Consider the following 23,232-nt stretch of genomic DNA (forward strand, 5'->3'; position numbering starts at 1 on the left):
CCCTGGACGGGGGCGCCCCCGGGCTCCCGCCCTCCGCTACAGCGCCTGGGCCGCGGGCTTGACCATGTTGCGGACCGTGCGGGCCTTCACGAAGTCGCCCATCGCGGTCATCTCCCACTCGCCGGAGTACTGCCGGATCAGCTTGGCCATCAGCACGCCGGTCTGCGCCTCGGCGTTGGTGAGGTCGAAGCGGACGAGTTCCTCGCCGGTCGCGGCGTCCATGAGGCGGCAGTACGCCTTGGCGACCTCGGTGAACTTCTGCCCGGAGAAGGAGTTGACGGTGAAGACCAGGCCGGTGACGTCCTGCGGGAGGCGGCCGAGGTCGACGGTGATGACCTCGTCGTCGCCGCCGCCCTCGCCGGTGAGGTTGTCGCCGGAGTGGCGGATCGCGCCGCCGACGATGGTGAGCTTGCCGAAGTAGCAGCTGTCGATGTGGTTGCGCTGGGGGCCGTAGGCGATGACCGAGGCGTCCAGGTCGATGTCCCTGCCGCGGTAGGCGGGCTCCCAGCCGAGGCCCATCTTGACCTGGGAGAGCAGCGGGCGGCCGCCCTTGACCAGGGACACGGTCTGGTTCTTCTGGAGGCTGACGCGGCCCTTGTCGAGGTTGATCTTCCCGGCGCCCGGGGCGGGGGCGGCCGGCGGGGCGGCGGGCGCCGGGGGAGCGGCCACACGCGGGTCCACCTGCGGGGCCGGCGGGGCCACCGGCGGCTGGGCGGGGGCCGGCGGCGGGGTGACCGGCTGGGCCGGGGCGGCGGGGGCCGGGGCGGGCTCCTCCACCGTGACGCCGAAGTCGGTGGCGATGCCGGCCAGGCCGTCGGCGTAGCCCTGGCCGACCGCGCGGGCCTTCCACTGGCCGTTGCGCAGGTAGATCTCCACGACCACGAGGGCCGTCTCGGTGCCGAGCTGCGGGGGCGTGAACGTGGCGAGGACGGAGCCGTCGTCGGCGTTGCGCACGGTCGCCGTCGGTTCGATGCCCTGGAAGGTCTGACCGGCCGCGTCCGGGCTGGCGGTGACGACGATCTTCTCGATGCCGGGCGGGACGGCCGCGGTGTCGACCGTGATCGAGTCGGGGGCGGTGCCGCCGCCGGAGCGGTAGGTCACACCCGGGCCCGTGGGCTGGTTGTAGAAGATGAAGTCGTCGTCGGAGCGCACCTTGCCGTCGGCGGTGAGCAGCAGGCCCGAAACGTCGAGCCGCACCGGGGCTGCGACCTCCACCGACACGCGGGCGGCGGAGAGAGCGATGTTCGAGCCGGGGGTCATAGCTGTCATGCCTCGTTGAACGACCGAGGCCGTTTTACCGTTCCCTTACCGGCCCGCCGATCGGGTCACCACCGGTCGCGCGGGTGGTCGCGGCCCCGGCGTTCTTCGGTGTCCGGCCTGTCCTACGGCACCACCACGATCTTGCGCCCCACTCCCGACGCGAACTGCTCCAGCGCCTGCGGGTAGCGGTCCAGCGGGATGCGGTCGCTGATGAAGATCTCCGGGTCCAGGACGCCGTTGGAGAACAGCTCCGCCGCCCGCTCGAAGCTGTGCAGGACCGCCATCGAACCGGTGATGGTGATCTCCTGGTTGTAGATGCGGTACGGGTCGATCGTGACCCGGGTCGCGTAGTCCGCCACGCCGAACTGCAGGAACGTGCCCGCCTTCGCCACCCGGTCCAGGCCGTCCTGGATGGCGGCCGCGTTGCCCGTGGCGTCCACCACCACGTCCCAGCCCTGCGGGCGGTCCAGTTCGTCCGCGTTCGCGGCGGACCCCGAGACGCCCAGCCGGCGTGCCGTCTCCAGCCGGGCCGGGTTCACGTCCACCATGTCCACGCTCGCCGCGCCGGTCCGCTTGGCCAGCTCCAGCATCATCAGGCCCATCGTGCCCGAGCCGTAGATCAGGACGTGGGCGCCGAGGCGGGCGCGCAGCACGTCGTAGCCGCGGACCGCGCACGACAGGGGCTCGATCAGGGCGGCGTCCTGGGTGCGGATGTGGTCCGGGAGCCGTACGCAGTTCGCCACCGGGGCCACGGCGTACTTCGCCGCCCCGCCCGCCGTGGTCACGCCGATCGCCGCCCAGCGTTCGCACAGGTTGTTGTGGCCGGTACGGCAGTAGCGGCACTCGTGGCAGTACAGGGACGGGTCGACCGCCACCCGGTCGCCGACCGACACCTCGGTGACCTGGGTGCCCACCCCGACCACCTCGCCGGCGAACTCGTGGCCCGGCACGACGGGCAGCTTGGGCGCGAACTCGCCCTGCAGGATGTGCAGGTCGGTGCCGCACAGGCCGCAGGCGGCGACCTCGACGACGACCTCGCGCGGCCCCGGCGCGGGGTCCGGGACCTCGGTGACGACGGCCCGGCCCACGGACTCGATGACGGCGGCCTTCATTTCACGGCTCCCAACGACAGGCCCTGGACCAGCTTGTCCTGGGCGGCGAACCCCGCGGCGAGCACCGGCAGGGAGACGACGAGCGACGCGGCGCACACCTTGGCCAGGAACAGGCCCTGGCTGGTGATGAAGCCGGTCAGGAAGACGGGGGCGGTCTCGGCGACGACGCCGGTCAGCACCCGGGCGAACAGCAGCTCGTTCCAGCTGAAGATGAAGCAGATCAGGGCGGTCGCCGCGATGCCGGGCAGCGCGATCGGCCCGATCACCCGCGCGAGGATCGTCGGCAGGCGCGCGCCGTCCACCCGGGCCGCCTCGATCACGGCCACCGGTACCTCGGCGAGGAAGGACTGCATCATCCAGACGGCGATCGGCAGGTTCATCGAGGTGTAGAGGAGGACCAGCAGCCAGATGTTGTCGAGCAGGCCCGCGTTCCTGGCGAACAGGTAGATCGGGAGCAGGCCCGCCACCACGGGCAGCATCTTGGTGGACAGGAAGAAGAACAGGACGTCCGTCCACTTGCGGACGCGGTTGACCGACAGCGCGTACGCCGCCGGGAGGGCGAGCAGCAGGACGAGCAGGGTCGACGCCACCGAGGCCACCGTCGAGTTGATCAGCGCGGGCCAGGGGCTCGCCCCGCCCGAGAGGCCGAAGAACTCGCGGTAGCCGTCCAGGGTGAGGGCGGCGGTGAAGGAGGGCGGGTTGGCCGCCGCGTCCGCCTCCGAGTGGAAGGACGTCAGCGCCATCCAGGCGATGGGCAGGAAGAACACGATCCCGGCGAGCCAGGCCAGCAGGCCGGGCCCGGTGCGGCGCACGGCGTTCACGCGCGGGACACCTCCTCGCGGAAGAGGGACGACACGACCCGCAGCGCGAAGGTCGCGATGACGATCGAACCGATGACCACCAGCACGCCCGCGGCCGAGGCGAGGCCGTTCTCGTGGGCCTGGTAGAAGCTCTGGTAGACGGTGTAGGGGAGGTTCGCGGTGCCCAGGCCGCCGGAGGTGATCGTGAAGACGGCGTCGAAGTTCTGGACGATGTAGATCGATCCGAGCAGGGCGCCGAGTTCCAGATAGCGGCGCAGGTGGGGCAGGGTCAGATGGCGGAAGATCTGCCAGTCGCTCGCGCCGTCCACCCGCGCGGCCTCGATCTGCTGCGGGTCGCGGCTCTGCAGCCCGGCCAGCAGGATCAGCATCATGAACGGGGTCCACTGCCAGACCAGGGACGCCTCGACGGCGAGCAGCGGGGTGCTGGAGATCCAGTCCGGCTGGGGGCCGCCGACGTAGCTCAGCAGGCCGTTCAGCAGGCCGTACTCGGGGTTGTACAGGACGTGCTTCCACAGCAGCGCGGCCGCGACCGGGACCACGAGGAACGGGGCGATCAGCAGGGTGCGGACCGCGCCCCGGCCCTTGAAGCGGCGGTCGAGCAGCAGCGCAAGGACCAGGCCCAGGACCAGGCTGACCAGCACCACCGTCGCCGTGAGCAGGATCGTCGTGCCCACCGAGTGGCGCAGGTCGGCGTCGGTGAGCACCTGGCGGTAGTTGTCGACGCCGGTGAAGCGGCGGGCGTCGGGGTAGAGGGCGTTCCAGTCGAAGAAGGAGATGATCAGCGTCGCCACGAAGGGCAGCTGGGTCACCACGATCATGAAGACCAGGGCGGGCAGCAGCGGGGCGCGGGTCGCCCAGGCGCGCAGCCGGGCCCTCGGCGCGCCCGCGGTGCGGACGGGGCTGGTGGCCACGGGGGCCGTCGTCGTCGCGGTCATCGTCCCTCGTACTCCTCGGAGATGCGCTCGGCGAGCTGCTGGGACTTCCTCAGGGCCGTCTCGACGGACTGGCGTCCGGCGATGGCCGCGCTGATCTCCTGGGAGACCTGCGTGCCGAGATCGGTGAACTCGGGGATGCCGACGAACTGGATGCCGGGCGCGGGGCGCGGCTGGACGCCGGGGTCGTCGGGGCGGGCGCCCTCGATGGCCGCGCGGGTCATCTCCTGGAAGGCGGCGGCCTCCGCGCGGTAGGCGGGGTGGTCGTACGTCGACGCCCGCTTGCCGGCGGGGACGTTCGACCAGCCCGACTTCTCGCCGACCAGTTCCTCGTACTCCTTGCTCGACGCCCAGGAGACGAACTTCCACGCCTTGTCGGGGTTGCGGGAGGCGTCCTGGATGCCCCAGGCCCAGGTGTAGAGCCAGCCGGAGGAGTCCGTCTTCTCGACGGGGGCGGGGGCGTAGCCGACCTTGCCCTTGACGGGGGAGTCCGCCGCCTCCAGCAAGCCGGCCGCGGAGGTGGCGTCGTACCACATGGCGACGTTGCCCTGGGTCATGTTGTTCAGGCATTCGGCGAAGCCGGACTGGGCCGCGCCGGACTCGCCGTGCTCACGGACCAGGTCGACATAGAACTTCGTCGCCTTCTCGAACTCGGGGGAGTCCAGACGCGCCTTCCAGTCCTGGTCGAACCAGGTGCCGCCGAAGGTGTTGACGACCGTCGTCAGCGGGGCCATCACCTCGCCCCAGCCGGGCAGTCCGCGCAGGCAGATGCCCTTCATGCCGTCATCGGCGCCGTCGACGCGGGCGGCGAGGTCGGCCACCTGCCGCCAGGTGGGGCGCTCGGGCATGGTCAGGCCCTCGCGGGCGAACACGTCCTTGCGGTACATGAGGAACGACGACTCGCCGTAGAAGGGCTGGCCGTACAGCTTGCCGTCGTCGCCGGTGAGGGACTGGCGCATCGGCTTGAGGACGTCCTGCTCGTCGTACGCGGGGTCCTTCGCGACGTAGGAGTCCATCTCCTTGAGCCAGCCGTTGCGGGCGTAGATCGGTATCTCGTAGTTGGAGAGGGTGGCGACGTCGTACTGGCCGGCCTGGTTGGCGAAGTCCTGGCTGATCTTGTCGCGGACGTCGTTCTCCGGCAGGACGGTGAAGTTGACCTCGATGCCGGTCTCCCGGGTGAAATGGGCGGCGGTGAGCTTCTGCAGCTCCACCATCTGCGGGTTGTTGACCATCAGGACGTTGATGGCGTCGCCGCCGGATCCGGCCCCGCCCGCTCCGACCCAGCAGCCGGAGAGCAGCGGGGCGAGCAGCGTCCCTGCGACGGCCGTGGCGAGTGTCGCTCGCGGGGGCCGTCGTCGGCTCTGGGTTCGCATGGATCGCTCCTGGACGTATGGGGAGATAAGGGGTGCAGTCGGGCATAGGGGTGCCCTGTATGGGGAGTGGGTTGGATTTTCGGACGCGGTTGGATTTCGGACGCCATTGGATCTTCGGACGCGGCTGGGTTCCCGGACGCTGCCGGTTCCTCAGACGCGGATGACCTGGGGGCCCAGCAGCGAGTAGCGGTGGGCCTCCGCCGACGGCAGCAGCGTGCTCGTCACGATCGCCTCCAGCGAGCCGACCTCGGCGAACCGGCAGAAGCTCACCGCGCCGAACTTGCTGTGCACCCCGGCGAAGACGGTGCGCCGCGCGGCCCGCACCGCCTGCGCCTTGACCTCGCCGACCGCGGGGTCGGGGGTGGTCAGACCGTGCTCGCGGGAGATGCCGTTGGCGCCGATGTAGGCGAGGTCGACGACGAAGCCGGCCAGCATCTTCGTCGTCCAGTGGTCGACGGTGGCGAGGGTTCCCGGGCGGACCCGGCCGCCGAGCAGCAGCACCGAGACGTGGTCCGCCCCGGCGAGCGCGCCCGCGACCGGCAGGGACGCGGTGACCACGGTCAGCGGCCGGTCGCGGGGCAGTGCCTCGGCGATGAGCTGCGGGGTGAAGCCCTCGTCGACGAAGACCGTCTCGGCGTCCCCCAGCAGCTCGGCCGCGGCGGCCGCGATCCGGCGCTTCTCGGGGACGTGGCTGGTGGCGCGGAAGGAGAGCGTCGTCTCGAACCCGGCGCTCTCCACGGGGTAGGCCCCGCCGTGCGTGCGCCGCACCAGGCCGTGGTCCTCCAGGACCCGCAGGTCCCGCCGGACGGTCTCCTTGGCCACGCCCAGCTCGGCGGCGAGCGCGGTGACGTCAACGGAACCGCCGGCGCGGGCCGCGCGTACGATCTCGCGCTGGCGTTCCTCCGCGGTTCTGTGCATGGCCGTCACCCGCCCTTCCTGCCGTAGTGCCCGTTCGGGCCCGCTGTGGCCCATGGGGGAAGTTCTACAGCGGGTGGGGGACGCTGGCCAGGTCTGTTATGAGGGTGATGCTGCCCGTGTGTGCCCGTTCGGTCTTGGGTGCGGGCGGCGCTTTGAGGGCCGTCTGCGGAAGCGTCGTGGCTGGTCGCGGGGCCCTGGGGCCCTGGAGCGGGTTGCCCGGCCGGGCTCGATCCGTGCCCGAATGCCCGAGCGGGCGGGCCCGTTTCCCGCCCGCCCGCTCCGCCGATGTTTTCCGGTCAGTACGGCCAGATCGGCGGCTCGGTCACGAAGTGGCCGCCCAGGCAGGCGTGCGCCGGGTTGGCCGGGTCCAGCTCGCCCTGTTCGGCGATCAGCTTCTCGGCGTAGGGCTCGGAGTCGTCCTGCGGCTCGTAACCGATGGCCCGCGCGGTGGACAGGTCCCACCACAGCCGGGTGTTGGCGGAGGACCCGTAGACGACGGTGTGGCCGACCTGCTCGGCGGTCAGTGCCGCGTGCAGGAGGCGGGCGCCGTCGGCCGGGCTCATCCACACCGAGAGCATCCGCACGCTGGTCGGCTCGGGGAAGCAGGAGCCGATGCGCACCGAGACGGTCTCCAGGCCGTGCTTGTCCCAGTAGAACTGCGCGAGGTCCTCGCCGAAGGACTTGGACAGGCCGTAGAAGGTGTCAGGGCGGCGCGGGGTCTCGATCGGGATCAGCGGGTCGTCGCCCTGCGGGCGGGGGGTGTAGCCGACCGCGTGGTTGGAGGAGGCGAAGACGATCCGCCGGACGCCCTCCTCGCGGGCGGCCTCGTACAGGTTGTAGGTGCCCTCGATGTTCGCCTTGAGGATCTTCTCGAAGGGGGCTTCCAGGGAGATGCCCGCGAGGTGGATGATCGCGTCGACGCCCCGTACGGCCTCCCGGACCGCGTCCTTGTCGGCGAGGTCGGCGACGATCGCGCCCGGCGCGCCCTCGACGGGGCGCAGGTCGAGCAGGCGCAGCTCGTAGCCGTAGTCCGGGAGCAGGTCCCGCATCAGGGTGCCGAGGCCGCCGGCGGCGCCGGTGAGCAGAACGGTGCGGGGAGCGGGCATCCTCGGATCTCCTTGCATCGCCGGCCGTACCCGCGCGCTGCGTGCACATTCGCGTACGGCATTCATATTCGTGGACACGCTAAGAGGGTGCGCACCGCCCGTCAAGTGTCCCGTGGAACCGTGAAATCCGCTGGTGTGTCGAGGGTTGGCACGCTTGACCCGCCTCCTGGGGGCGGCTTAGCGTGGGCGAGTTCAGAAATGTAGACGCAGATCAAGCATATGGACCTCATGGATCCCCGGGAGAGCCCGTGACGACAGCCCCTCTCGCCGCTCGCCTCACCGTCCCCAGCGGGCCGCTGTTCTTCCCCGTCACCGCCTACGGCCCGGACGGCGCCGTCGACCTCGACGCCTACCGCGCCCATGTGCGGCGCGGGGTCGAGGCCGGCGCCGCGGCGGTCTTCGCGTGCTGCGGCACCGGGGAGTTCCACGCGCTCACCCCCGAGGAGTTCGAGGTGTGCGTACGCGTGGCGGTCGAGGAGACCGCCGGGCGGGTGCCCGTCGTCGCCGGAGCGGGCTACGGCACCGCGCTCGCCGTGCGGTACGCGCGGCTCGCCGAGGAGGCCGGCGCCGACGGGCTGCTCGCGATGCCGCCGTACCTCGTCGTCGCCGGGCAGGAGGGACTGCTGCGGCACTACCGGGAGATCGCGGCGGCGACCGGGCTGCCCGTCATCGTCTACCAGCGCGACAACGCGGTCTTCACCCCCGAGACGGTCGTCGGACTCGCCCGCACCGAAGGCATCGTCGGCCTCAAGGACGGCCTCGGCGACCTCGACCTCATGCAGCGGATCGTCAGCGCCGTACGCACCGAGGCCCCCGGCGACTTCCTCTACTTCAACGGCCTGCCGACCGCCGAGCAGACCCAGCTCGCCTACCGGGGCATCGGCGTCACCCTGTACTCCTCCGCCGTGTTCTGCTTCGTGCCCGAGATCGCCCTCGCCTTCCACCGGGCGCTGCGCACCGGCGACGACACCACCGCGCACCGCCTGCTCGACGGCTTCTACCGGCCCTTCGTCGAACTGCGCGCCCAGGGCCGCGGGTACGCCGTCGCCCTGGTCAAGGCGGGCGTACGGCTGCGCGGGCTGGACGTGGGAGAGGTCCGGCCCCCGCTGCACGAGCCGAGCGACGATCATGTCAAGCAGCTCGCTCAGCTGATCGAGCGGGGGTACGCGCTGCTGGAGGAGACCAAGTGAAGGCGTCGGCGTTCGTCTACCCCTGGGACGTCAACGGAGACCCCCAGGCCCCGGCCCGGCTGGCGGACCTCGGCATACGCCAGGCGACGCTCGCCTCCGCCTACCACTCCACGCGGGCGCTGACCCCCCGCCACCCCCGCCACCGCATCGTCACCGCCGAACACGCCGCCGTGCTCTACCCGCTCGGCCCCCGCTGGGCGGACCGCACCCTGCGCCCCTACCCGGCCGGTGCCTGGGTGCCCGAGGCCGACGCGTACGGCGAGGCGGCAGCCGCGCTCGCCGAGGCCGGCCTGGAGACGCACAGCTGGGTCGTGCTCGCCCACAACTCCCGCCTCGGCGCCGAGCACCCGGACACCTCCGTCGTCAACGCCTACGGCGACCGCTACCCCTGGGCGCCGTGCATCGCGCAGCCCGCCACGCGCGCGTACCTCGTCGACCTGGCCGCCGAGGCGGCGGTACGGCCCGGGGCGCGGGGCACCGAGCTGGAGTCCCTGGGCTGGTACGGCCTCGCCCATCTGCACGCCCACGACAAGACCGGCGGGGTCGGCCTCGGCGACGCCGGCCAGTACCTGATGTCCCTGTGCTTCTGCGCGGACTGCCGCGCGGGATACGCCGAGCACGGCCTGGACGCCGACGAGCTGGCCGCCGCCGTACACGCCGCGCTGGAGCCGCTGTGGCGAGGGGCGCCCTCCGACGGGGGCTGGGCGGCGGTGGAGAAACTGCTCGGCGACACCACCGCGGCCGCCACGCGCGCGTGGCGGGACGAAACCGCCCGCACCCTCCAGGAGGCGGCCGTCTCGGCGGTCCGCGCGGAGGCCCCCGCCGGCTTCCGGATCCTGCTGCACGCCGACCCGGTCTCCTACCACTGCGGCGCGAACGCGGGCGTCGACCCCGCGCACATCCTCTCCGTCGCCGACGGCGTGGTCGTCCCCTGCACGGGCGGTGCGGGCCTCCTCACCCCGTTCGCGGAGCACGCGCACGAGGAAACCGTCCTCGCCGCGAACCTCACCGTCGTCTCGGGGATGGGCGGCAGCCCCGGCACCCTCGCCGAGGACGCCACCCGAGCCCGGGACCTCGGCGCGACCGAACTGCGCCTGTACCACGCGGGGCTGGCGTCGGACGGCGACCTGGAGGCGGTGCGGGCGGCGCTGGCGGGGCTCTGAGGGCTCCGGGTGCGGTGCGGTGCTGCCCCGGCACGGGCAGTCCGCCGCCGGCGGCTTCTCGGCTCGGGGGCTGGGGCGGACGGGGCTGTGGTGGGGTCAGGCCGGGTCTGCTTCGGGCCGTGGTTTCGGTTGGGCGGGGTGCTCGCCGGTGGGGTTCCTGCTCGGGGTTTTCCGGGGCGCCGATCGCGGTGGGGTCGGGCGGGGTCTGTTCGGCGGTGGTTTCGAGCTGCGGTCCGGTCACGCCGGGTCCGCCCCGGACCGTGGTTTCGGTTCGGCCGGCAGTGGGGTCGGCCGGCGTTGGAGCAGTGCGGCCGCCGTCGCTGTCAGTGCCACGCCCGCGGTGATGAGCAGCGGCCGGTGTCCCAGTGGCCCGACCAGGGCCGCTCCGGTCGTCAGGCCCAGCACGTTCGGTGTGAACACCAGCGTGTTCGCGGTGGCGGTGACCCGGCCCAGCAGCGGCCCCGGCGTGCCGCGCTGCACAGCGGTCAGTGTCGCGATCAGCACCGCCGGCAGGCCCGCGCCGACCGCCGCGCCGCTCACCAGCGCCACCGGCTCGGACGGCACCGCCCGCAGCGCCACCGCCCCGGCCGTCAGCGCGATGCCGTACGCCGCGAAACGCCGCTCGCCCAGCCGGCGCAGCCCGGGCCCCGAGAGCAGCCCGACGGCGACCGAGCCCGCGCCCTGCGCGGCGTACAGCACACCCGCGTACTCGGGGGAGCGCCCGAGGTCGTCGACGACGGCGTAGAGCAGCGCCCCGCTCAGGCCCGCGCCGAGCATCGTCGCCCCGCCCGCCAGGACCAGCGGGCGCAGCCCGCGGTGCGACCACAGATACCGCGCGCCCTCGGCCGTCCGCGCCCGGCGTCCGCCGACGGGCGGCGCCGGCCGCTCCTCGCGCACCCGCAGCAGCCCGTACAGCCCCGCCGCCACGGCGAACGTCACCGCGTCCAGCACGGCCACACCGGAGCCGCCGTACGCCGCGTACAGCCCCGCGCCCGCCAGCGGGGCCAGCAGTTTCATGCCCTCCGTGGCCGTCGTCCGCAGCCCGTTGAAGTCGCCGAGCAGCCGCCCGTCGACGGCCGCCGCGACCAGCGCCGACTCGGCCGCGTCGTGGACGGTGCCCGCCGCGCCGTACACCGCCAGGACCACGAACAGCAGCCACAGCTCTCCCGGCGCGTCGACGGTGAGGAGCGTGAGCAGCAGCGCGCCCATCAGCACGCTGACGCCGATCAGCAGCGGCGCGCGGGGGACGCGGTCGGCGAGCGCGCCCAGCAGGGGGCCCGCCAGGGTCGGCGCCCACATCGCCGCCATGCACAGCGCGGCCAGCCCGTCCGAGCCGGTGAGGTCCTTCACCCACACGCCGGACGCCAGCCACAGCGCCGACGTGCCGAAGCCGGACACCACCACCGCGGCGAGCGAGAGCGCCGCGTTGCGGTCACGAAGGACGCGGGTCACTGTCCAGTTCGTCGTCATGGCACGCCAGGCTGGTGCCAAGGCCCCCGCGCGCGGATCGGGAAGTCGCCGTATCCGGTGGGCGGCCGGGCGATGAGTTCCGGGCCCGGGACCGGTCAACACTCCGAGAGACCGAACCCTGAGGAGCAGCGCATGAACCCGACCCTGGACCTCGCCCCGCAGGCGGCGATCGTGGCCCGCCTCGCCGCAGGCGTCCCCGACGATCTGCTGACGGCCCCCACCCCGTGCCCCGGGTACCGGGTCCGCCATCTGCTCGGCCACATCACCGGGCTCGCCGTCGCCTTCCGCGATGCCGGCCGCAAGAAACTGGGGCCCACCACCGACACGCCCCCGGACAGCACCCTGCCGGACATCGGAGCCGACTGGCGCGAGGAGCTGGCCGCGGCGCTCGCCGAACTGCCCGGCGCGTGGGATGACCCGTCCGCCTGGACCGGCATGACCCGCGCCGGGGGAGTCGACCTGCCCGGCGAGGTCGCCGGTCTGGTCGCCGTCGACGAGCTGGTCGTCCACGGCTGGGACCTGGCCCGCGCCACCGGCCAGGACTACGCCCCCGACCCGGCCGCGCTCCGGGCCTGCCACGCCTTCCTCGGGGAGGCCGCCGAGGACCCCCTCCGCGACGGCATCTTCGGCCCGGTGGTGCCCGTCCCGGACGAGGCTCCGCTGCTCGACCGGGCGATCGGCCTCAGCGGACGGGACCCGGGCTGGACGCCCTAGGGGGGTCTCGCCGATCATGCCGGGCTCGCGGCGTCTGGCACCGCGCCTCGCCGCGTTGTCGTCGGTCCCCGATTCCCCCAAGCTCTCGGCTCCGCTCGAGCAGGGGGGACCCCCATCGCATCGGCTCCCTCCTCCGCCTTGTGACGCACGGCACCAGGCGCCGCTCCCTCATCCGGCCTGATCGACGAGACACCCCCTGAGGCCCGGACCGGCCGACGGGACACTCCCTGAGCGCAAGCCTTGCGGCCACCGGACCGTACCCTCCCCGCATGTCTCTCACGCTCACCGTCCTCGGTACCGCCTCCCCGCACCCGGCCCCCGGCCGCCCCTGCTCCGGCTATCTCCTGAGCGCCCCGGGCGCCGAGGTGTGGGTGGACGCCGGCCCCGGCAGCTTCGCGGAGTTGCAGCGGCACACGGATCCGGCACGGCTGGGCGCGATCTGGATCTCCCACCTGCACGCCGACCACAACTCCGATCTCCTGGCCGCCTACTACGCACTCGCGTACGGCGGCCTCACCCCGCCCGCACCGATTCCCGTGTACGCGCCCGCCGGCTGCGCCCACCGCCTCGCCGCGTTCCTCGGGCGCCCCGACCCCGCCTCGCTGAGCGGCGTGTTCGACTTCCACCCCCTGTACGACGGCCACACCGCCCGCCACGGCGACCTGCTCCTCACCGCCCGCGCGGTCGCGCACGACGTGCCCGCGTACGGGCTGCGCGCCGAGGCGGACGGGCGCGCCCTCGCCTACTCGGGGGACACCGGCCCCTGCGCCGCACTCATGGAACTCGCCCGCGACGCCGACCTGTTCCTGTGCGAGGCGGACGTCGACACGCATCGCGAAGGCGAACAGGTGCACCTCACCCCGGAGGACGCCGGCGCCGCCGCCCGTGAGGCCGGCGCGCGACGGCTGCTCGTCACCCATGTCGGGCCCACGCTCACCCCCGAGGCCGCGACCGCCCGCGCCGCCGCCGCGTTCGGCGGAACCACCGCCACCGCACGCGAGGGCGCGGTACACCGCCTCTGACGGCGAAACCGGCAACCTCAACTTCCTTTGTCAGAAGCATTGACGAAACACGGGGGCACTCCTACCTTCAACGCGTCGTACTTCGTACGTCATATATGAGACGCGATACGCGATATCCGAGAGGCGCGCATGACCTCTGTGCCCACGCCGATCCCCTCACGCACGCAGTTCGTGCTGGAAGGGATCAAACACCGCATCCTGACCGGACAGCTGACGCCGGGCCAGGCCCTGGTCGAGACCGAGCTGGCCGCGCAGTTCGGGGTCTCCAAGACCCCGGTCCGCGAGGCGCTGAAGACCCTGGCCGGGACCGGGCTGGTGGTGATGAGCCAGTACAAGGGCGTCACCGTGCGCATGGTCGACGCGGACATGGCGCGCGAGGTCTACGACGTGCGGCTGCTCCTGGAGCCCGAGGCACTGCGCCGCACCGTGCGCCGCGGCTCCTCCCTGGACGCCGCCCGGGATGCGCTGACCAGGGCGGACGACGCCACGGACACCGCCGAACGGTCGCTCGCCAACCGGGAGTTCCACCGCGCCCTGTACGTGTCGTGCGGCAACCCGCTGCTCGGCCGGATGCTGGACGAGGTCCGCGACCAGGCGGCCCTCGTCTCGGCCGTGGCCTGGGCCGCCGACCCCTCGTGGGAGCGGGAGGCCAGTGAGCACCGCGAGATCCTGCGGCTCGCCCTCGGCGGCGACGCCGACGGCGCGGCGCGCGCCCTCCACGCCCACATCGCGTCCTTCGTCGAGCGGGCCTTCCCCGAAGTGCAGGGCGAGGTCCAGGGAGAGGACGGTCAGGCATGACAACGACGTTCGAGACCCAGCGGGCGGCCCTGGCCGACGTGGTCGCGATCCCGGTGACACCGTTCGCCGAGGACGGCTCCGTCGACCAGGACACCCACCGGGCCCTGCTGCGTCGTCTGCTCGACGGTGGGGTCAGGACCCTCACCCCCAACGGCAACACCGGAGAGTTCTACGCCCTGACGCCCCAGGAGCGGCAGCTCGTCACCGAGCTGACCATCGACGAGGCCGGCGACCGCGCGGTGATCCTGGTCGGCGTCGGCCACGACGTGCCGACCGCCGTGGCCTCCGCCCGGCACGCCCGCGAGCACGGCGCGCAGATGGTGATGGTGCACCAGCCCGTCCACCCGTACGTCTCGCAGAGCGGCTGGGTCGACTACCACCGCGCGATCGCCGAGGCCGTGCCCGAGCTGGGCGTCGTCCCCTACATCCGCAACCCGCAGCTGCACGGCGACCGGCTCGCCGAGCTGGCCGACACCTGCCCGAACGTGATCGGCGTCAAGTACGCGGTCCCGGACGCCGCCCGCTTCGCCGCCTTCGCCCGGGACGCGGGCCTGGACCGGTTCGTGTGGGTGGCCGGGCTCGCCGAGCCGTACGCCCCGTCGTACTTCTCCGCCGGCGCCACCGGTTTCACCTCGGGCCTGGTGAACGTCGCCCCGGCCGTCTCGCTGAACATGCTCGAAGCCCTCCGGGCCGGCGACTACCCGGCCGCGATGAAGGTCTGGGAGCAGATCCGCCGCTTCGAGGAGCTGCGCGCCGCCAACGGCTCCGCCAACAACGTCACCGTCGTCAAGGAGGCCCTGGCCTCGCTCGGCCTGTGCCGCCGCGAGGTGCGCCCGCCGAGCAAGCCGCTGCCGGAGCAGGAGCGCTCCGAGGTCGCCGTGATCGCCGCCGGGTGGTCCATATGACCCGTCGCCCCGAAGAACTCCGCAGCCACCAGTGGTACGGCACCGACGGACTGCGCTCGTTCAGTCACCGGGCCCGCACCCGCCAGCTCGGCTATCTGCCCGAGGAGCACCTGGGCAAGCCGCTCATCGCGATCCTCAACACCTGGTCGGACATCAACCCCTGCCACGTCCACCTGCGCGACCGCGCGCAGGCGGTCAAGCGGGGCGTCTGGCAGGCGGGCGGATTCCCGCTGGAGTTCCCGGTCTCCACCCTCAGCGAGACCTTCCAGAAGCCGACCCCGATGCTGTACCGCAACATGCTCGCCATGGAGACCGAGGAGCTGCTGCGCTCCTACCCGGTCGACGGCGCGGTGCTGATGGGCGGCTGCGACAAGTCCACGCCCGCCCTCCTGATGGGGGCCGCGAGCGTCGACCTGCCGGCGGTCTTCGTCCCGGCCGGTCCCATGCTGCCCGGTCACTGGCGCAACGAGGTGCTGGGCTCCGGCACCGACATGTGGAAGTACTGGGACGACAAGCGCGCCGGTCTCATCGGCGACTGCGAGATGCAGGAACTGGAGAGCGGCCTGGCCCGCTCGCCCGGCCACTGCATGACCATGGGCACGGCGTCCACGCTGACCGCCGCCGCCGAGGCGCTGGGCGTGACCGTGCCGGGGGCCTCCAGCATTCCGGCCGTCGACTCCGGGCACGACCGGATGGCCGCCGCGGCGGGTCTGCGGATCGTCGAACTGGTCCACAAGGACCGCAGGCTCTGCGACATCCTCACCCGTGACGCCTTCGAGGACGCGGTGACCACCGTCCTCGGTCTCGGCGGCTCCACCAACGCCGTGATCCACCTGATCGCCATGGCCGGCCGCGCGGGCGTCGAGCTCACCCTGGACGACTTCGACCGCATCGCCCGCACCGTCCCGGTCCTCGCCAACGTCCGGCCCGGCGGACAGAAGTACCTCATGGAGGACTTCCACTTCGCCGGCGGCCTGCCCGGCTTCCTCTCCCGCATCCCGGACCTGCTGCACCTGGACCGGCCGACGGTGTCGTACGACACGATGCAGGAGCAGATCGAGGGCGCCCGGGTGCACGACGACGACGTCATCCGGCCCCGGGAGAACCCGGTGGCGAAGGAGGGCGGGGTCGCGGTGCTGCGCGGCAACCTCTGCCCGGACGGCGCGGTCATCAAGCACATCGCAGCCGAGCGGCACCTGCTCGAGCACACCGGTCCCGCGGTCGTCTTCGACGACTACAGGACCATGCAGCGCACCATCAACGACCCGGCGCTGGGGATCACCGCCGACAGCGTGCTGGTGCTGCGCAACGCCGGCCCCAAGGGCGGTCCGGGCATGCCCGAGTACGGCATGCTGCCCATCCCCGACCACCTGCTGAAGCAGGGCGTGCGGGACATGGTGCGGATCTCCGACGCCCGGATGAGCGGTACGAGCTACGGCGCGTGCGTGCTGCACGTGGCGCCGGAGTCGTACGTCGGCGGACCGCTGGCGCTGGTGCGCACCGGCGACCTGATCACCCTGGACGTCGAGGCGCGCACCCTGCACCTGAACGTGGACGACGAGGAGCTGGACCGGCGCCGCGCCGAGTGGACCCCGCCGCCCACCCGCTACGAGCGTGGCTACGGCGCGCTCTACAACGAGCAGGTCACCCAGGCGGACACCGGCTGCGACTTCGAGTTCCTCGCGCGGCCGGGCAAGGTGCAGGACCCGTACGCGGGCTAGCAGCACACGGCCGGGTCTCTCTTGGCCGAAATGTCGAACACCCTTCGGAAAGCGCTTCACCGAGAACGGAGAACAGTCATGGCCCAAGCCGCAGCCGTGGCGAAACCGCCCGCGCCACAACGGCGGCGCCGTGCCTCCGCCACCCCGCGCAGGCTCCCGTACCTGCTGATCGCGCCGGCGGCCCTGCTGATGCTGGGCTTCATCGCCTACCCGGTGATCAGTGTCTTCTACTACAGCCTGCAGGACTACAACCCCACCAAGCCGTGGCGGAACGGTTTCGCGGGCTTCGACAACTTCGTCCACGCCTTCACCGCGGACCCGGTCTTCTGGGACACCCTCACCTTCAGCGCCAAGTGGGTCGTCGTCGAGGTCGGACTCCAGCTGCTGTTCGGTCTCGCGCTGGCCCTGATCGTCAACCAGACCTTCGTCGGCCGGGCACTGGGACGCGCCCTGGTCTTCTCGCCGTGGGCCGTCTCCGGCGTGCTGACCTCGGCGATCTGGGTGCTGCTCTACAACTCCCAGACCGGCGTCACCCGCTACCTCGCCGACATGGGCATCGGCTCCTACGGCACCAGCTGGCTGTCGGACACGTCAACCGTGTTCCCGGCGGCGGTCGTCGCCGACCTGTGGCGCGGCGTGCCCTTCTTCGCCATCCTCATCCTCGCCGACCTCCAGTCCGTCTCCAAGGACCTGTACGAGGCCGCCGAGGTCGACGGCGCCAGCCGGATCAAGCAGTTCTGGCACATCACCCTGCCCCACCTGAAGGACGCCATCGTCCTGTCCACGCTGCTGCGCGCGGTGTGGGAGTTCAACAACGTCGACCTGCTCTACACCCTGACCGGCGGCGGACCGGCCGGCGAGACCACGACCCTGCCGCTGTACATCGCCAACACCAGCGTCGACGCCCACGACTTCGGTTACGCGTCGGCCCTGACCACGGTCGCGTTCGTGATCCTGCTCTTCTGCTCGATCGTCTATCTGCGGCTGAGCAAGTTCGGAGGCGAGTCCAAGTGAGCACCATCAAGGAGGCCCCGGTCGTCCCCGCGCCGCGCCCGGCCCCGACCGAGCCCGAGCGCCCGGTGAAGACGAAGCACCGCGGCTGGGACGAGGTCCCCCGCTGGCAGATCTACCTGCCGCTGTCGATCTACCTGGTCTTCACCCTGATCCCGTTCTACTGGATCCTGCTCTTCGCCCTGCGCCCGGCCGGCTCCACCTCGCTGGTGCCGTGGCCGATCACCTTCGACCACTTCGAGAAGGTGTGGACGGAGCGGCAGTTCGGCACCTACTTCGGCAACAGCGTGCTCGTCGGTCTCGCCACCCTGGTGCTGACCACCGTCGTCGCCCTGGCCGGCGGCTACGCCCTCGCCCGCTTCGACTTCAAGATCAAGCGGGGCTTCATGCTCGCCCTGCTGTGCTCGCAGTTCGTGCCCGGCGCGCTGCTGCTGGTCCCGCTGTTCGAGATCTTCGCCGAGCTCCAGATGATCAACTCGCTCGGCAGCGTCATCATCGCCGAGACGGTCTTCCAGCTGCCGCTGTCGATGATCCTGATCAGCAACTTCATCAAGAACGTGCCGTACTCCCTGGAGGAGGCGGCCTGGGTCGACGGCTGCAACCGGCTCACCGCCTTCCGGGTGATCGTGCTGCCGCTGCTGCGCCCCGGGCTGATCGCGGTCGGTTCCTTCGCCTTCGTGCACTCCTGGAACCACTTCCTGTTCGCCCTGATGTTCCTCAACAACCAGGCCAAGCAGACCATCCCGGTCGGCCTGAACACCCTGATGAGCGCGGACAGCGTCGACCTCGGCGCCCTCGCGGCGGGCGGCATCATCGCCGCCGTCCCGGTGGTCATCGTCTTCGCCTTCATCCAGAAGTGGCTGATCACCGGCTTCAGCGCGGGGGCGGTGAAGGGATGAGAACGCGTCACGCCGCCCTGACGGCCGCCCTGCTGGGTGCGCTGTGCGTGCCCGCGCACGCCGACGACGCCCGCGACATCAGCCGTGACACCCTCGCGTCCGACGACGGCTGGGCCGCCGCCGACGGCGGCACCACCGGCGGCGCGGCGGCCGAGGACGCGCATGTCCTCACCGTCTCGGACCGGGCCGGACTGGTCCGCGCCCTCGACGGCGGCAGTGCCACCCCGAAGATCATCCGGATCGCCGGGACCATCGACGCCAACACCGACGACCGGGGCCGCCGCCTCGACTGCGAGGACTACGCCACCGACGGCTACAGCCTGAAGAAATACCTCGCCGCCTACGACCCCCGCACCTGGGGCTCGGCCAAGCCGAGCGGCCCCCAGGAGGAGGCCCGCAAGGCGTCCGCGGCCAGGCAGGCCGAGCGGGTCGAGCTGCGCGTCGGCTCCAACACCACGATCGTCGGCCTCGGCGACGACGCGGTCCTCAAGGGCGCGAGCCTGCAGATCAGCGACGCGGACAACGTCATCGTCCGCAACCTGGAGGTCCGCGACGCCTACGACTGCTTCCCCGTCTGGCAGCCCAACTCCGGCGGCCTCGGCGACTGGAAGGCGGCGTACGACACGATCTGGCTGCGCGGCGCGAGCCACGTCTGGGTCGACCACGTCATCCTGAGCGACAAGGGCCACCCCGACGAGGACGAGCCGGCCTACTTCGCCCGCAACTACCTGCGCCACGACGGCCTGCTGGACATCACCAACGGGTCCGACCTGGTCACCGTCTCCTGGAGCCGGTTCGCCGACCACGACAAGGCGATGCTCATCGGCAACGGCGACACCGCCACCGGCGACCGCGGCAAGCTGCGGGTCACCCTGCACCACAACGAGTTCGAGTCGGTCGTCCAGCGCGCCCCGCGCGTCCGCTTCGGCCAGGTGCACGTCTACAACAACCGCTACGTCGTCCCCGAGGACGCCCACGACTACCGCTACTCCATCGGCGTCAGCACCGAGTCGGCGGTGTACGCCGAGCACAACGCCTTCCACACGCCGAGCCACATCGAGGCCGCCGACCTGGTCAAGAGCTGGAACGGCACCGCCCTGCACGACAGCGGCAGCCTCTTCAACGGCTACCCGGTCGACCTGCTCACCATCCACAACGCCTACAACTCGGGCAGCGAGCGCGACCTGACCGCCGACGTCGGCTGGACACCCGCCCTGCACGGCACGGTCGACAGCGCCGCGAAGGCCGACCGGGCGGTCGCGCACGGCGCGGGAGCGGGGAGGGTCCCATGACCGGACCCCTGCCGCTGGTCCTCGCCGGCGCCCGCGGCCACGGCCGCTGGCACGTGGCGAACATCCGCCGCCTCCAGGAGCTGGGCGTCGTACGGCTGGTGGGCATCTGCGAGCTGACCCCGCTGACCGAGGAGGAGTTCGGCGGCGAACTCCCGGCCCAGTCCGCCGACTTCGGCGGACTGCTCGACAGCACCGGCGCCCGCGCCGCGGTGATCTGCACGCCGATCCCCACCCACACCGACCTGGCGCTGGCCGCCGCGAGCCGGGGTGTGCACCTGTTGCTGGAGAAGCCGCCCGCGCCGTCCTACGCCGAGTTCCGGCGGATGGCCGACGGGATCGCCGAGGCGGGCGTGGCCTGCCAGATCGGGTTCCAGTCGATGGGCTCGCACGCCGTGCCCGCGATCCGCGAGCTGATCGCCGACGGGGCGATCGGCACGGTCACCGGCATCGGCGGGGCCGGCGCCTGGGCCCGGGACGAGGCGTACTTCCGCCGCGCCCCGTGGGCGGGCAAGCGGCGGCTGAACGGCGCCGACGTGATCGACGGGGCGCTCACCAACCCGCTCGCGCACGCCGTCGCCACCGCCCTCGCCCTCGGCGGCAGCACCCGCGCCGAGGACGTCACCGGGATCGAGACCGAGCTGTGGCGGGCCAACGCGATCGAGTCCGACGACACCTCCTGCGTCCGGGTCACCACGGCCCAGGGCCGCCCGGTCACCGTCGCCGCCACCCTGTGCGCCGAACACCCGGACGAGCCGTACGTCCTGGTGCACGGCAGCCGGGGCCGGATCACCTTCTGGTACAAGCAGGACCGCGTGCTGCTCCAGCGCGCCGACCACGGCCCCGAGGAGATCGAGTACGGCCGCACCGACCTCCTGGAGAACCTCGCCGACCACCTGGCGAACGGTGCCCCGCTGCTCGTCCCGCCCGCGGAGACCGGCGCCTTCATGAAGGTCGTTGAGGCGATCCGGCTGGCGCCCGACCCCGCCCCGCTGCCGGAGTCCGCCTGGCACCGGCCGCCGGGGGAGGAGCGCCGGGTCGTGCCCGGCGTCGACGGCCTGGTCGCGGCCGCCGCCGACACCCTCGCCCTGTACTCCGAGCTGGCGGCCCCCTGGGCCGCCCCGAGAGAGGTGAGCACCCGATGACCAGTGAAGACAGCGCGGTCCTGCGCGTCGCGGGCAGACCGGTCGGCCGGTACGTCACCCGGCCCGCACTGCCCGACCGGCTCTCCCCGCGCCCCTATCTGCACCCCGTCACCACCCTGTCCGGCGTATCGGTCACCGAGCTGAGCCCCGCCGACCACCTGCACCACCTCGGCGTCGGTGTCGCCGTTCCCGACGTCGAGGGGCACAACTTCTGGGGCGGGCGCACCTTCGTCCGCGACCAGGGCCCCACCGAGCTGGACAACCACGGCGCCCAGCGGCACGTGGGCTTCCAGCTGCGCGACCCCGACGGCTTCGTCGAGGAACTGCGCTGGGTGGCCGGGGGCACCGAGGTGCTGCGCGAGCGCCGCACCGTCGCCGCCACCGAACTCACCGGCACCGCCTGGGCGCTGGACTTCACCTTCGCCCTCACCAACCCGGGCGCCGAACCGCTCACCATCGGCAGCCCCGCCACCAACGGACGCCCCGGCGCGGCCTACGGCGGCTTCTTCTGGCGGGCCCGCAAGGAGGCGACCGCACCGGACGTGTTCACCGCCGGCACCGAGGGCGAGGCGGCGGCGCACGGACAGCGCGCCGACTGGCTGGCGCTCGCGGGCACCTCCTGGACGCTGGTCTTCGCCGGCGCCACCGACGCCACCCGCCGCGACCCGTGGTTCGTGCGCACCGCCGAGTACCCGGGCGTCGGCTCCTCCCTGGCCCACGGTGAACGACTGCCGGTGCCGCCCGGCGAGACCGTCGTACGGCGGATCGTCACCGTCGTCGCCGACGGCCGCCTCGACCGGGACGAGGCCGCGGCCCTGATCCGGAAGGCGGTCGCCGCGTGACGGACGAGACGTACACCAACCCGGTCCTGAACGCCGACTGGTCCGACCCGGACGTCGTCCGCGTCGGCGACGACTACTACCTCACCGCCTCCAGCTTCGGCCGCGTCCCCGGACTGCCGCTGCTGCACTCCCGCGACCTGGTCAACTGGACGCTCGTCGGCCATGCCCTGGACCGCCTGGAACCGGCGGCCGTGTTCGACGAACCCCGCCACGACTGCGGCGTCTGGGCACCCTCCCTGCGCCACCACGACGACCGCTTCTGGATCTTCTGGGGCGACCCCGACCAGGGCGTCTTCCAGATCAACGCCCCCGAGATCCGCGGCCCCTGGACCAAGCCGCACCTGCTGAAGGAGGGCAAGGGCCTGATCGACGCCTGCCCCCTGTGGGACGACGAGACCGGCGAGGCCTACCTGGTGCACGCCTGGGCCAAGTCCCGCTCCGGCGTCAAGAACCGCCTCACCGGCCACCGCATGCACCCCGACGGCACCTCCCTGCTCGACGAGGGCAAGCTGATCGTGGACGCCGACCGCGTCCCCGGCTGGTTCACCCTGGAGGGCCCCAAGCTCTACAAGCACGACGGCTGGTTCTGGATCCTCGCCCCCGCCGGGGGAGTGGAGACCGGCTGGCAGGGCGCCTTCCGGTCACGTGAGTTCTTCGGGCCGTACGAGGAGAAGGTCGTCCTGGAACAGAAGGACACCGACGTCAACGGCCCCCACCAGGGCGGCTGGGTGCGCACCCGGTCGGGCGAGGACTGGTTCCTGCACTTCCAGCAGCGCGGCGCCTACGGCCGGGTCGTCCACCTCCAGCCGATGCGCTGGGGCACCGACAGCTGGCCGGTGCTCGGCGACGAGGGCGCCCCGGTGGCCGTACACCGCAAGCCCGACCTGCCGCCGCAGCCGCCCGCCGCGCCCGCCACCGACGACGACTTCCCCGGCGGACGCCACGGCCGGCAGTGGCAGTGGACGGCCAACCCGGGCGACGGCTGGGCCACCCAGCACTCCGGCGACGGACTCAGGCTCACCTGCGTCCGCTCGGCCGACACGCACGACCTGCGCAAGCTCCCGAACGTCCTCACCCAGCGGCTGCCCGGCATCCCCTCGGCCGTCGAGGTGGGGCTGCGCCTCGACAGCGAGGAACCGGGCGCGCGGGCGGGCCTCGCGGTGCTCGGAGACGCGTTCGGCTGGATCGGGCTGCAACGGGGGACCGACGGGACGGTCCACCTGGTGCACCGGTTCGCCGAGGCGGTCGCGGAACACGAACGGGACGCCGAGCACCCCCGGCCCGCCCCCGAAGGGCGGGCCACCCTGCGGATCGAGATCGGGGCGGGCGCGCGCTGCCGCTTCCTCGCCGACACCGGGGACGGCTTCCGCCCCTCCGGCCAGGTCTTCGCCGCCACCCCGTGGCGCTGGGTCGGCGCCCTGCTCGGCCTCTTCGCGGCGGCGCCCGGCGACGGGCAGGGGCACGCCGGAGCGGCCACGTTCACGCAGTTCCGCATCTCAGCGCTCTAACTCACCTCATCCGTAAGCCTGTTGGGAGCCGCA

Annotated in this window: 21 protein-coding genes; 13 read left to right on the forward strand and 8 right to left on the reverse strand. The window is 72.4% G+C overall.

Annotation, left to right across the window (positions count from 1 at the left end):
• Positions 1-36 precede the first annotated feature (36 nt).
• The 7 genes from ACSU6L_RS28805 to ACSU6L_RS28835 all read right to left on the reverse strand — a co-directional run bounded on the left by ACSU6L_RS28805 (position 37) and on the right by ACSU6L_RS28835 (position 7,522).
• Entirely contained in the window at positions 37-1,260 is a 1,224-nt protein-coding gene (locus tag ACSU6L_RS28805; protein ID WP_437065106.1) for a TerD family protein, read from the reverse strand.
• A gap of 122 nt (positions 1,261-1,382) precedes the next feature.
• A complete protein-coding gene (locus tag ACSU6L_RS28810; protein WP_437061417.1) occupies positions 1,383-2,372 on the reverse strand; it encodes a zinc-dependent alcohol dehydrogenase family protein in 990 nt (329 codons plus the stop codon).
• Positions 2,369-3,193, reverse strand: a complete 825-nt coding sequence (locus tag ACSU6L_RS28815) for a carbohydrate ABC transporter permease (protein ID WP_437061419.1) — start codon at positions 3,191-3,193, stop codon at positions 2,369-2,371. The genes ACSU6L_RS28810 and ACSU6L_RS28815 overlap by 4 nt, the downstream gene beginning before the upstream one ends.
• Entirely contained in the window at positions 3,190-4,128 is a 939-nt protein-coding gene (locus ACSU6L_RS28820) for a carbohydrate ABC transporter permease (RefSeq protein WP_437061421.1), read from the reverse strand. The genes ACSU6L_RS28815 and ACSU6L_RS28820 overlap by 4 nt, the downstream gene beginning before the upstream one ends.
• The gene (locus tag ACSU6L_RS28825) at positions 4,125-5,498 is read right to left on the reverse strand and encodes an ABC transporter substrate-binding protein (RefSeq protein WP_437061423.1); all 1,374 of its coding nucleotides are present in this window, start codon (positions 5,496-5,498) and stop codon (positions 4,125-4,127) included. The genes ACSU6L_RS28820 and ACSU6L_RS28825 overlap by 4 nt, the downstream gene beginning before the upstream one ends.
• Before the next feature lie 150 nt (positions 5,499-5,648).
• Positions 5,649-6,416, reverse strand: a complete 768-nt coding sequence (locus tag ACSU6L_RS28830) for a DeoR/GlpR family DNA-binding transcription regulator (RefSeq protein WP_437061425.1) — start codon at positions 6,414-6,416, stop codon at positions 5,649-5,651.
• A 296-nt stretch (positions 6,417-6,712) separates the two neighbouring features.
• Positions 6,713-7,522 carry an NAD-dependent epimerase/dehydratase family protein gene (locus tag ACSU6L_RS28835; RefSeq protein WP_437061427.1) on the reverse strand — a complete coding sequence of 270 codons (810 nt, stop codon included), beginning with the start codon at positions 7,520-7,522 and terminating at the stop codon, positions 6,713-6,715.
• 248 nt (positions 7,523-7,770) lie between these two features.
• On the opposite strand from ACSU6L_RS28835, the gene ACSU6L_RS28840 reads away from it, so the two are divergent.
• Positions 7,771-8,712 (forward strand): 5-dehydro-4-deoxyglucarate dehydratase, encoded by a 942-nt coding sequence (locus tag ACSU6L_RS28840; RefSeq protein ID WP_437061429.1) that lies wholly within the window; start codon positions 7,771-7,773, stop codon positions 8,710-8,712.
• Entirely contained in the window at positions 8,709-9,875 is a 1,167-nt protein-coding gene (locus ACSU6L_RS28845; protein ID WP_437061431.1) for a hypothetical protein, read from the forward strand. Before ACSU6L_RS28840 ends, ACSU6L_RS28845 begins: the two co-directional genes overlap by 4 nt.
• Positions 9,876-10,112: 237 nt before the next feature.
• Here ACSU6L_RS28845 and ACSU6L_RS28850 read toward each other — a convergent pair whose 3' ends face one another.
• Positions 10,113-11,345 (reverse strand): MFS transporter, encoded by a 1,233-nt coding sequence (locus ACSU6L_RS28850; RefSeq protein ID WP_437061433.1) that lies wholly within the window; start codon positions 11,343-11,345, stop codon positions 10,113-10,115.
• Positions 11,346-11,477: 132 nt separating this feature from the next.
• Between ACSU6L_RS28850 and ACSU6L_RS28855 the strand changes: the two genes are divergently transcribed.
• The 11 genes from ACSU6L_RS28855 (at position 11,478) to ACSU6L_RS28905 (ending at position 23,199) form a co-directional block, all read left to right on the forward strand.
• Entirely contained in the window at positions 11,478-12,059 is a 582-nt protein-coding gene (locus tag ACSU6L_RS28855) for a TIGR03086 family metal-binding protein (RefSeq protein ID WP_437061435.1), read from the forward strand.
• Positions 12,060-12,328: 269 nt separating this feature from the next.
• The gene (locus ACSU6L_RS28860) at positions 12,329-13,081 is read left to right on the forward strand and encodes an MBL fold metallo-hydrolase (protein WP_437061437.1); all 753 of its coding nucleotides are present in this window, start codon (positions 12,329-12,331) and stop codon (positions 13,079-13,081) included.
• A gap of 129 nt (positions 13,082-13,210) precedes the next feature.
• Positions 13,211-13,879 carry a GntR family transcriptional regulator gene (locus ACSU6L_RS28865; RefSeq protein ID WP_073942304.1) on the forward strand — a complete coding sequence of 223 codons (669 nt, stop codon included), beginning with the start codon at positions 13,211-13,213 and terminating at the stop codon, positions 13,877-13,879.
• The gene (locus ACSU6L_RS28870) at positions 13,876-14,784 is read left to right on the forward strand and encodes a dihydrodipicolinate synthase family protein (protein ID WP_437061440.1); all 909 of its coding nucleotides are present in this window, start codon (positions 13,876-13,878) and stop codon (positions 14,782-14,784) included. The genes ACSU6L_RS28865 and ACSU6L_RS28870 overlap by 4 nt, the downstream gene beginning before the upstream one ends.
• Positions 14,781-16,505 carry an L-arabinonate dehydratase gene (gene araD, locus ACSU6L_RS28875; protein ID WP_437061442.1) on the forward strand — a complete coding sequence of 575 codons (1,725 nt, stop codon included), beginning with the start codon at positions 14,781-14,783 and terminating at the stop codon, positions 16,503-16,505. The genes ACSU6L_RS28870 and araD overlap by 4 nt, the downstream gene beginning before the upstream one ends.
• 78 nt (positions 16,506-16,583) lie before the next feature.
• Entirely contained in the window at positions 16,584-17,519 is a 936-nt protein-coding gene (locus ACSU6L_RS28880) for a carbohydrate ABC transporter permease (protein WP_437061444.1), read from the forward strand.
• Complete coding sequence (locus ACSU6L_RS28885; RefSeq protein ID WP_437061446.1) at positions 17,516-18,415, forward strand: carbohydrate ABC transporter permease; 900 nt, start codon at positions 17,516-17,518, stop codon at positions 18,413-18,415. The genes ACSU6L_RS28880 and ACSU6L_RS28885 overlap by 4 nt, the downstream gene beginning before the upstream one ends.
• Positions 18,412-19,707 carry a pectate lyase family protein gene (locus ACSU6L_RS28890; RefSeq protein WP_437061448.1) on the forward strand — a complete coding sequence of 432 codons (1,296 nt, stop codon included), beginning with the start codon at positions 18,412-18,414 and terminating at the stop codon, positions 19,705-19,707. The genes ACSU6L_RS28885 and ACSU6L_RS28890 overlap by 4 nt, the downstream gene beginning before the upstream one ends.
• On the forward strand, positions 19,704-20,849 hold the full coding sequence (locus tag ACSU6L_RS28895) for a Gfo/Idh/MocA family protein (RefSeq protein WP_437061450.1): 1,146 nt from the start codon (positions 19,704-19,706) through the stop codon (positions 20,847-20,849). Before ACSU6L_RS28890 ends, ACSU6L_RS28895 begins: the two co-directional genes overlap by 4 nt.
• On the forward strand, positions 20,846-21,691 hold the full coding sequence (locus ACSU6L_RS28900) for a PmoA family protein (RefSeq protein ID WP_437061452.1): 846 nt from the start codon (positions 20,846-20,848) through the stop codon (positions 21,689-21,691). Before ACSU6L_RS28895 ends, ACSU6L_RS28900 begins: the two co-directional genes overlap by 4 nt.
• Complete coding sequence (locus tag ACSU6L_RS28905) at positions 21,688-23,199, forward strand: family 43 glycosylhydrolase (protein WP_437061454.1); 1,512 nt, start codon at positions 21,688-21,690, stop codon at positions 23,197-23,199. The genes ACSU6L_RS28900 and ACSU6L_RS28905 overlap by 4 nt, the downstream gene beginning before the upstream one ends.
• Positions 23,200-23,232: the final 33 nt, after the last annotated feature.

This window comes from Streptomyces sp. enrichment culture (genome assembly GCF_964272855.1).
In the GTDB taxonomy this organism is placed as follows: Bacteria; Actinomycetota; Actinomycetes; order Streptomycetales; family Streptomycetaceae; genus Streptomyces.

Excerpts from the sequence above, each read along its gene's own strand:
- ACSU6L_RS28805 (WP_437065106.1), bottom strand. The coding sequence starts at position 1,260 with ATGACCCCCGGCTCGAACATCGCTCTCTCCGCCGCCCGCGTGTCGGTG.
- ACSU6L_RS28810 (WP_437061417.1), bottom strand. The coding sequence starts at position 2,372 with ATGAAGGCCGCCGTCATCGAGTCCGTGGGCCGGGCCGTCGTCACCGAG.
- ACSU6L_RS28820 (WP_437061421.1), bottom strand. The coding sequence starts at position 4,128 with ATGACCGCGACGACGACGGCCCCCGTGGCCACCAGCCCCGTCCGCACC.
- ACSU6L_RS28825 (WP_437061423.1), bottom strand. The coding sequence starts at position 5,498 with ATGCGAACCCAGAGCCGACGACGGCCCCCGCGAGCGACACTCGCCACG.
- ACSU6L_RS28830 (WP_437061425.1), bottom strand. The coding sequence starts at position 6,416 with ATGCACAGAACCGCGGAGGAACGCCAGCGCGAGATCGTACGCGCGGCC.
- ACSU6L_RS28835 (WP_437061427.1), bottom strand. The coding sequence starts at position 7,522 with ATGCCCGCTCCCCGCACCGTTCTGCTCACCGGCGCCGCCGGCGGCCTC.
- ACSU6L_RS28850 (WP_437061433.1), bottom strand. The coding sequence starts at position 11,345 with ATGACGACGAACTGGACAGTGACCCGCGTCCTTCGTGACCGCAACGCG.
- ACSU6L_RS28855 (WP_437061435.1), top strand. The coding sequence starts at position 11,478 with ATGAACCCGACCCTGGACCTCGCCCCGCAGGCGGCGATCGTGGCCCGC.
- ACSU6L_RS28860 (WP_437061437.1), top strand. The coding sequence starts at position 12,329 with ATGTCTCTCACGCTCACCGTCCTCGGTACCGCCTCCCCGCACCCGGCC.
- ACSU6L_RS28865 (WP_073942304.1), top strand. The coding sequence starts at position 13,211 with ATGACCTCTGTGCCCACGCCGATCCCCTCACGCACGCAGTTCGTGCTG.
- ACSU6L_RS28870 (WP_437061440.1), top strand. The coding sequence starts at position 13,876 with ATGACAACGACGTTCGAGACCCAGCGGGCGGCCCTGGCCGACGTGGTC.
- araD (WP_437061442.1), top strand. The coding sequence starts at position 14,781 with ATGACCCGTCGCCCCGAAGAACTCCGCAGCCACCAGTGGTACGGCACC.
- ACSU6L_RS28880 (WP_437061444.1), top strand. The coding sequence starts at position 16,584 with ATGGCCCAAGCCGCAGCCGTGGCGAAACCGCCCGCGCCACAACGGCGG.
- ACSU6L_RS28890 (WP_437061448.1), top strand. The coding sequence starts at position 18,412 with ATGAGAACGCGTCACGCCGCCCTGACGGCCGCCCTGCTGGGTGCGCTG.
- ACSU6L_RS28895 (WP_437061450.1), top strand. The coding sequence starts at position 19,704 with ATGACCGGACCCCTGCCGCTGGTCCTCGCCGGCGCCCGCGGCCACGGC.
- ACSU6L_RS28900 (WP_437061452.1), top strand. The coding sequence starts at position 20,846 with ATGACCAGTGAAGACAGCGCGGTCCTGCGCGTCGCGGGCAGACCGGTC.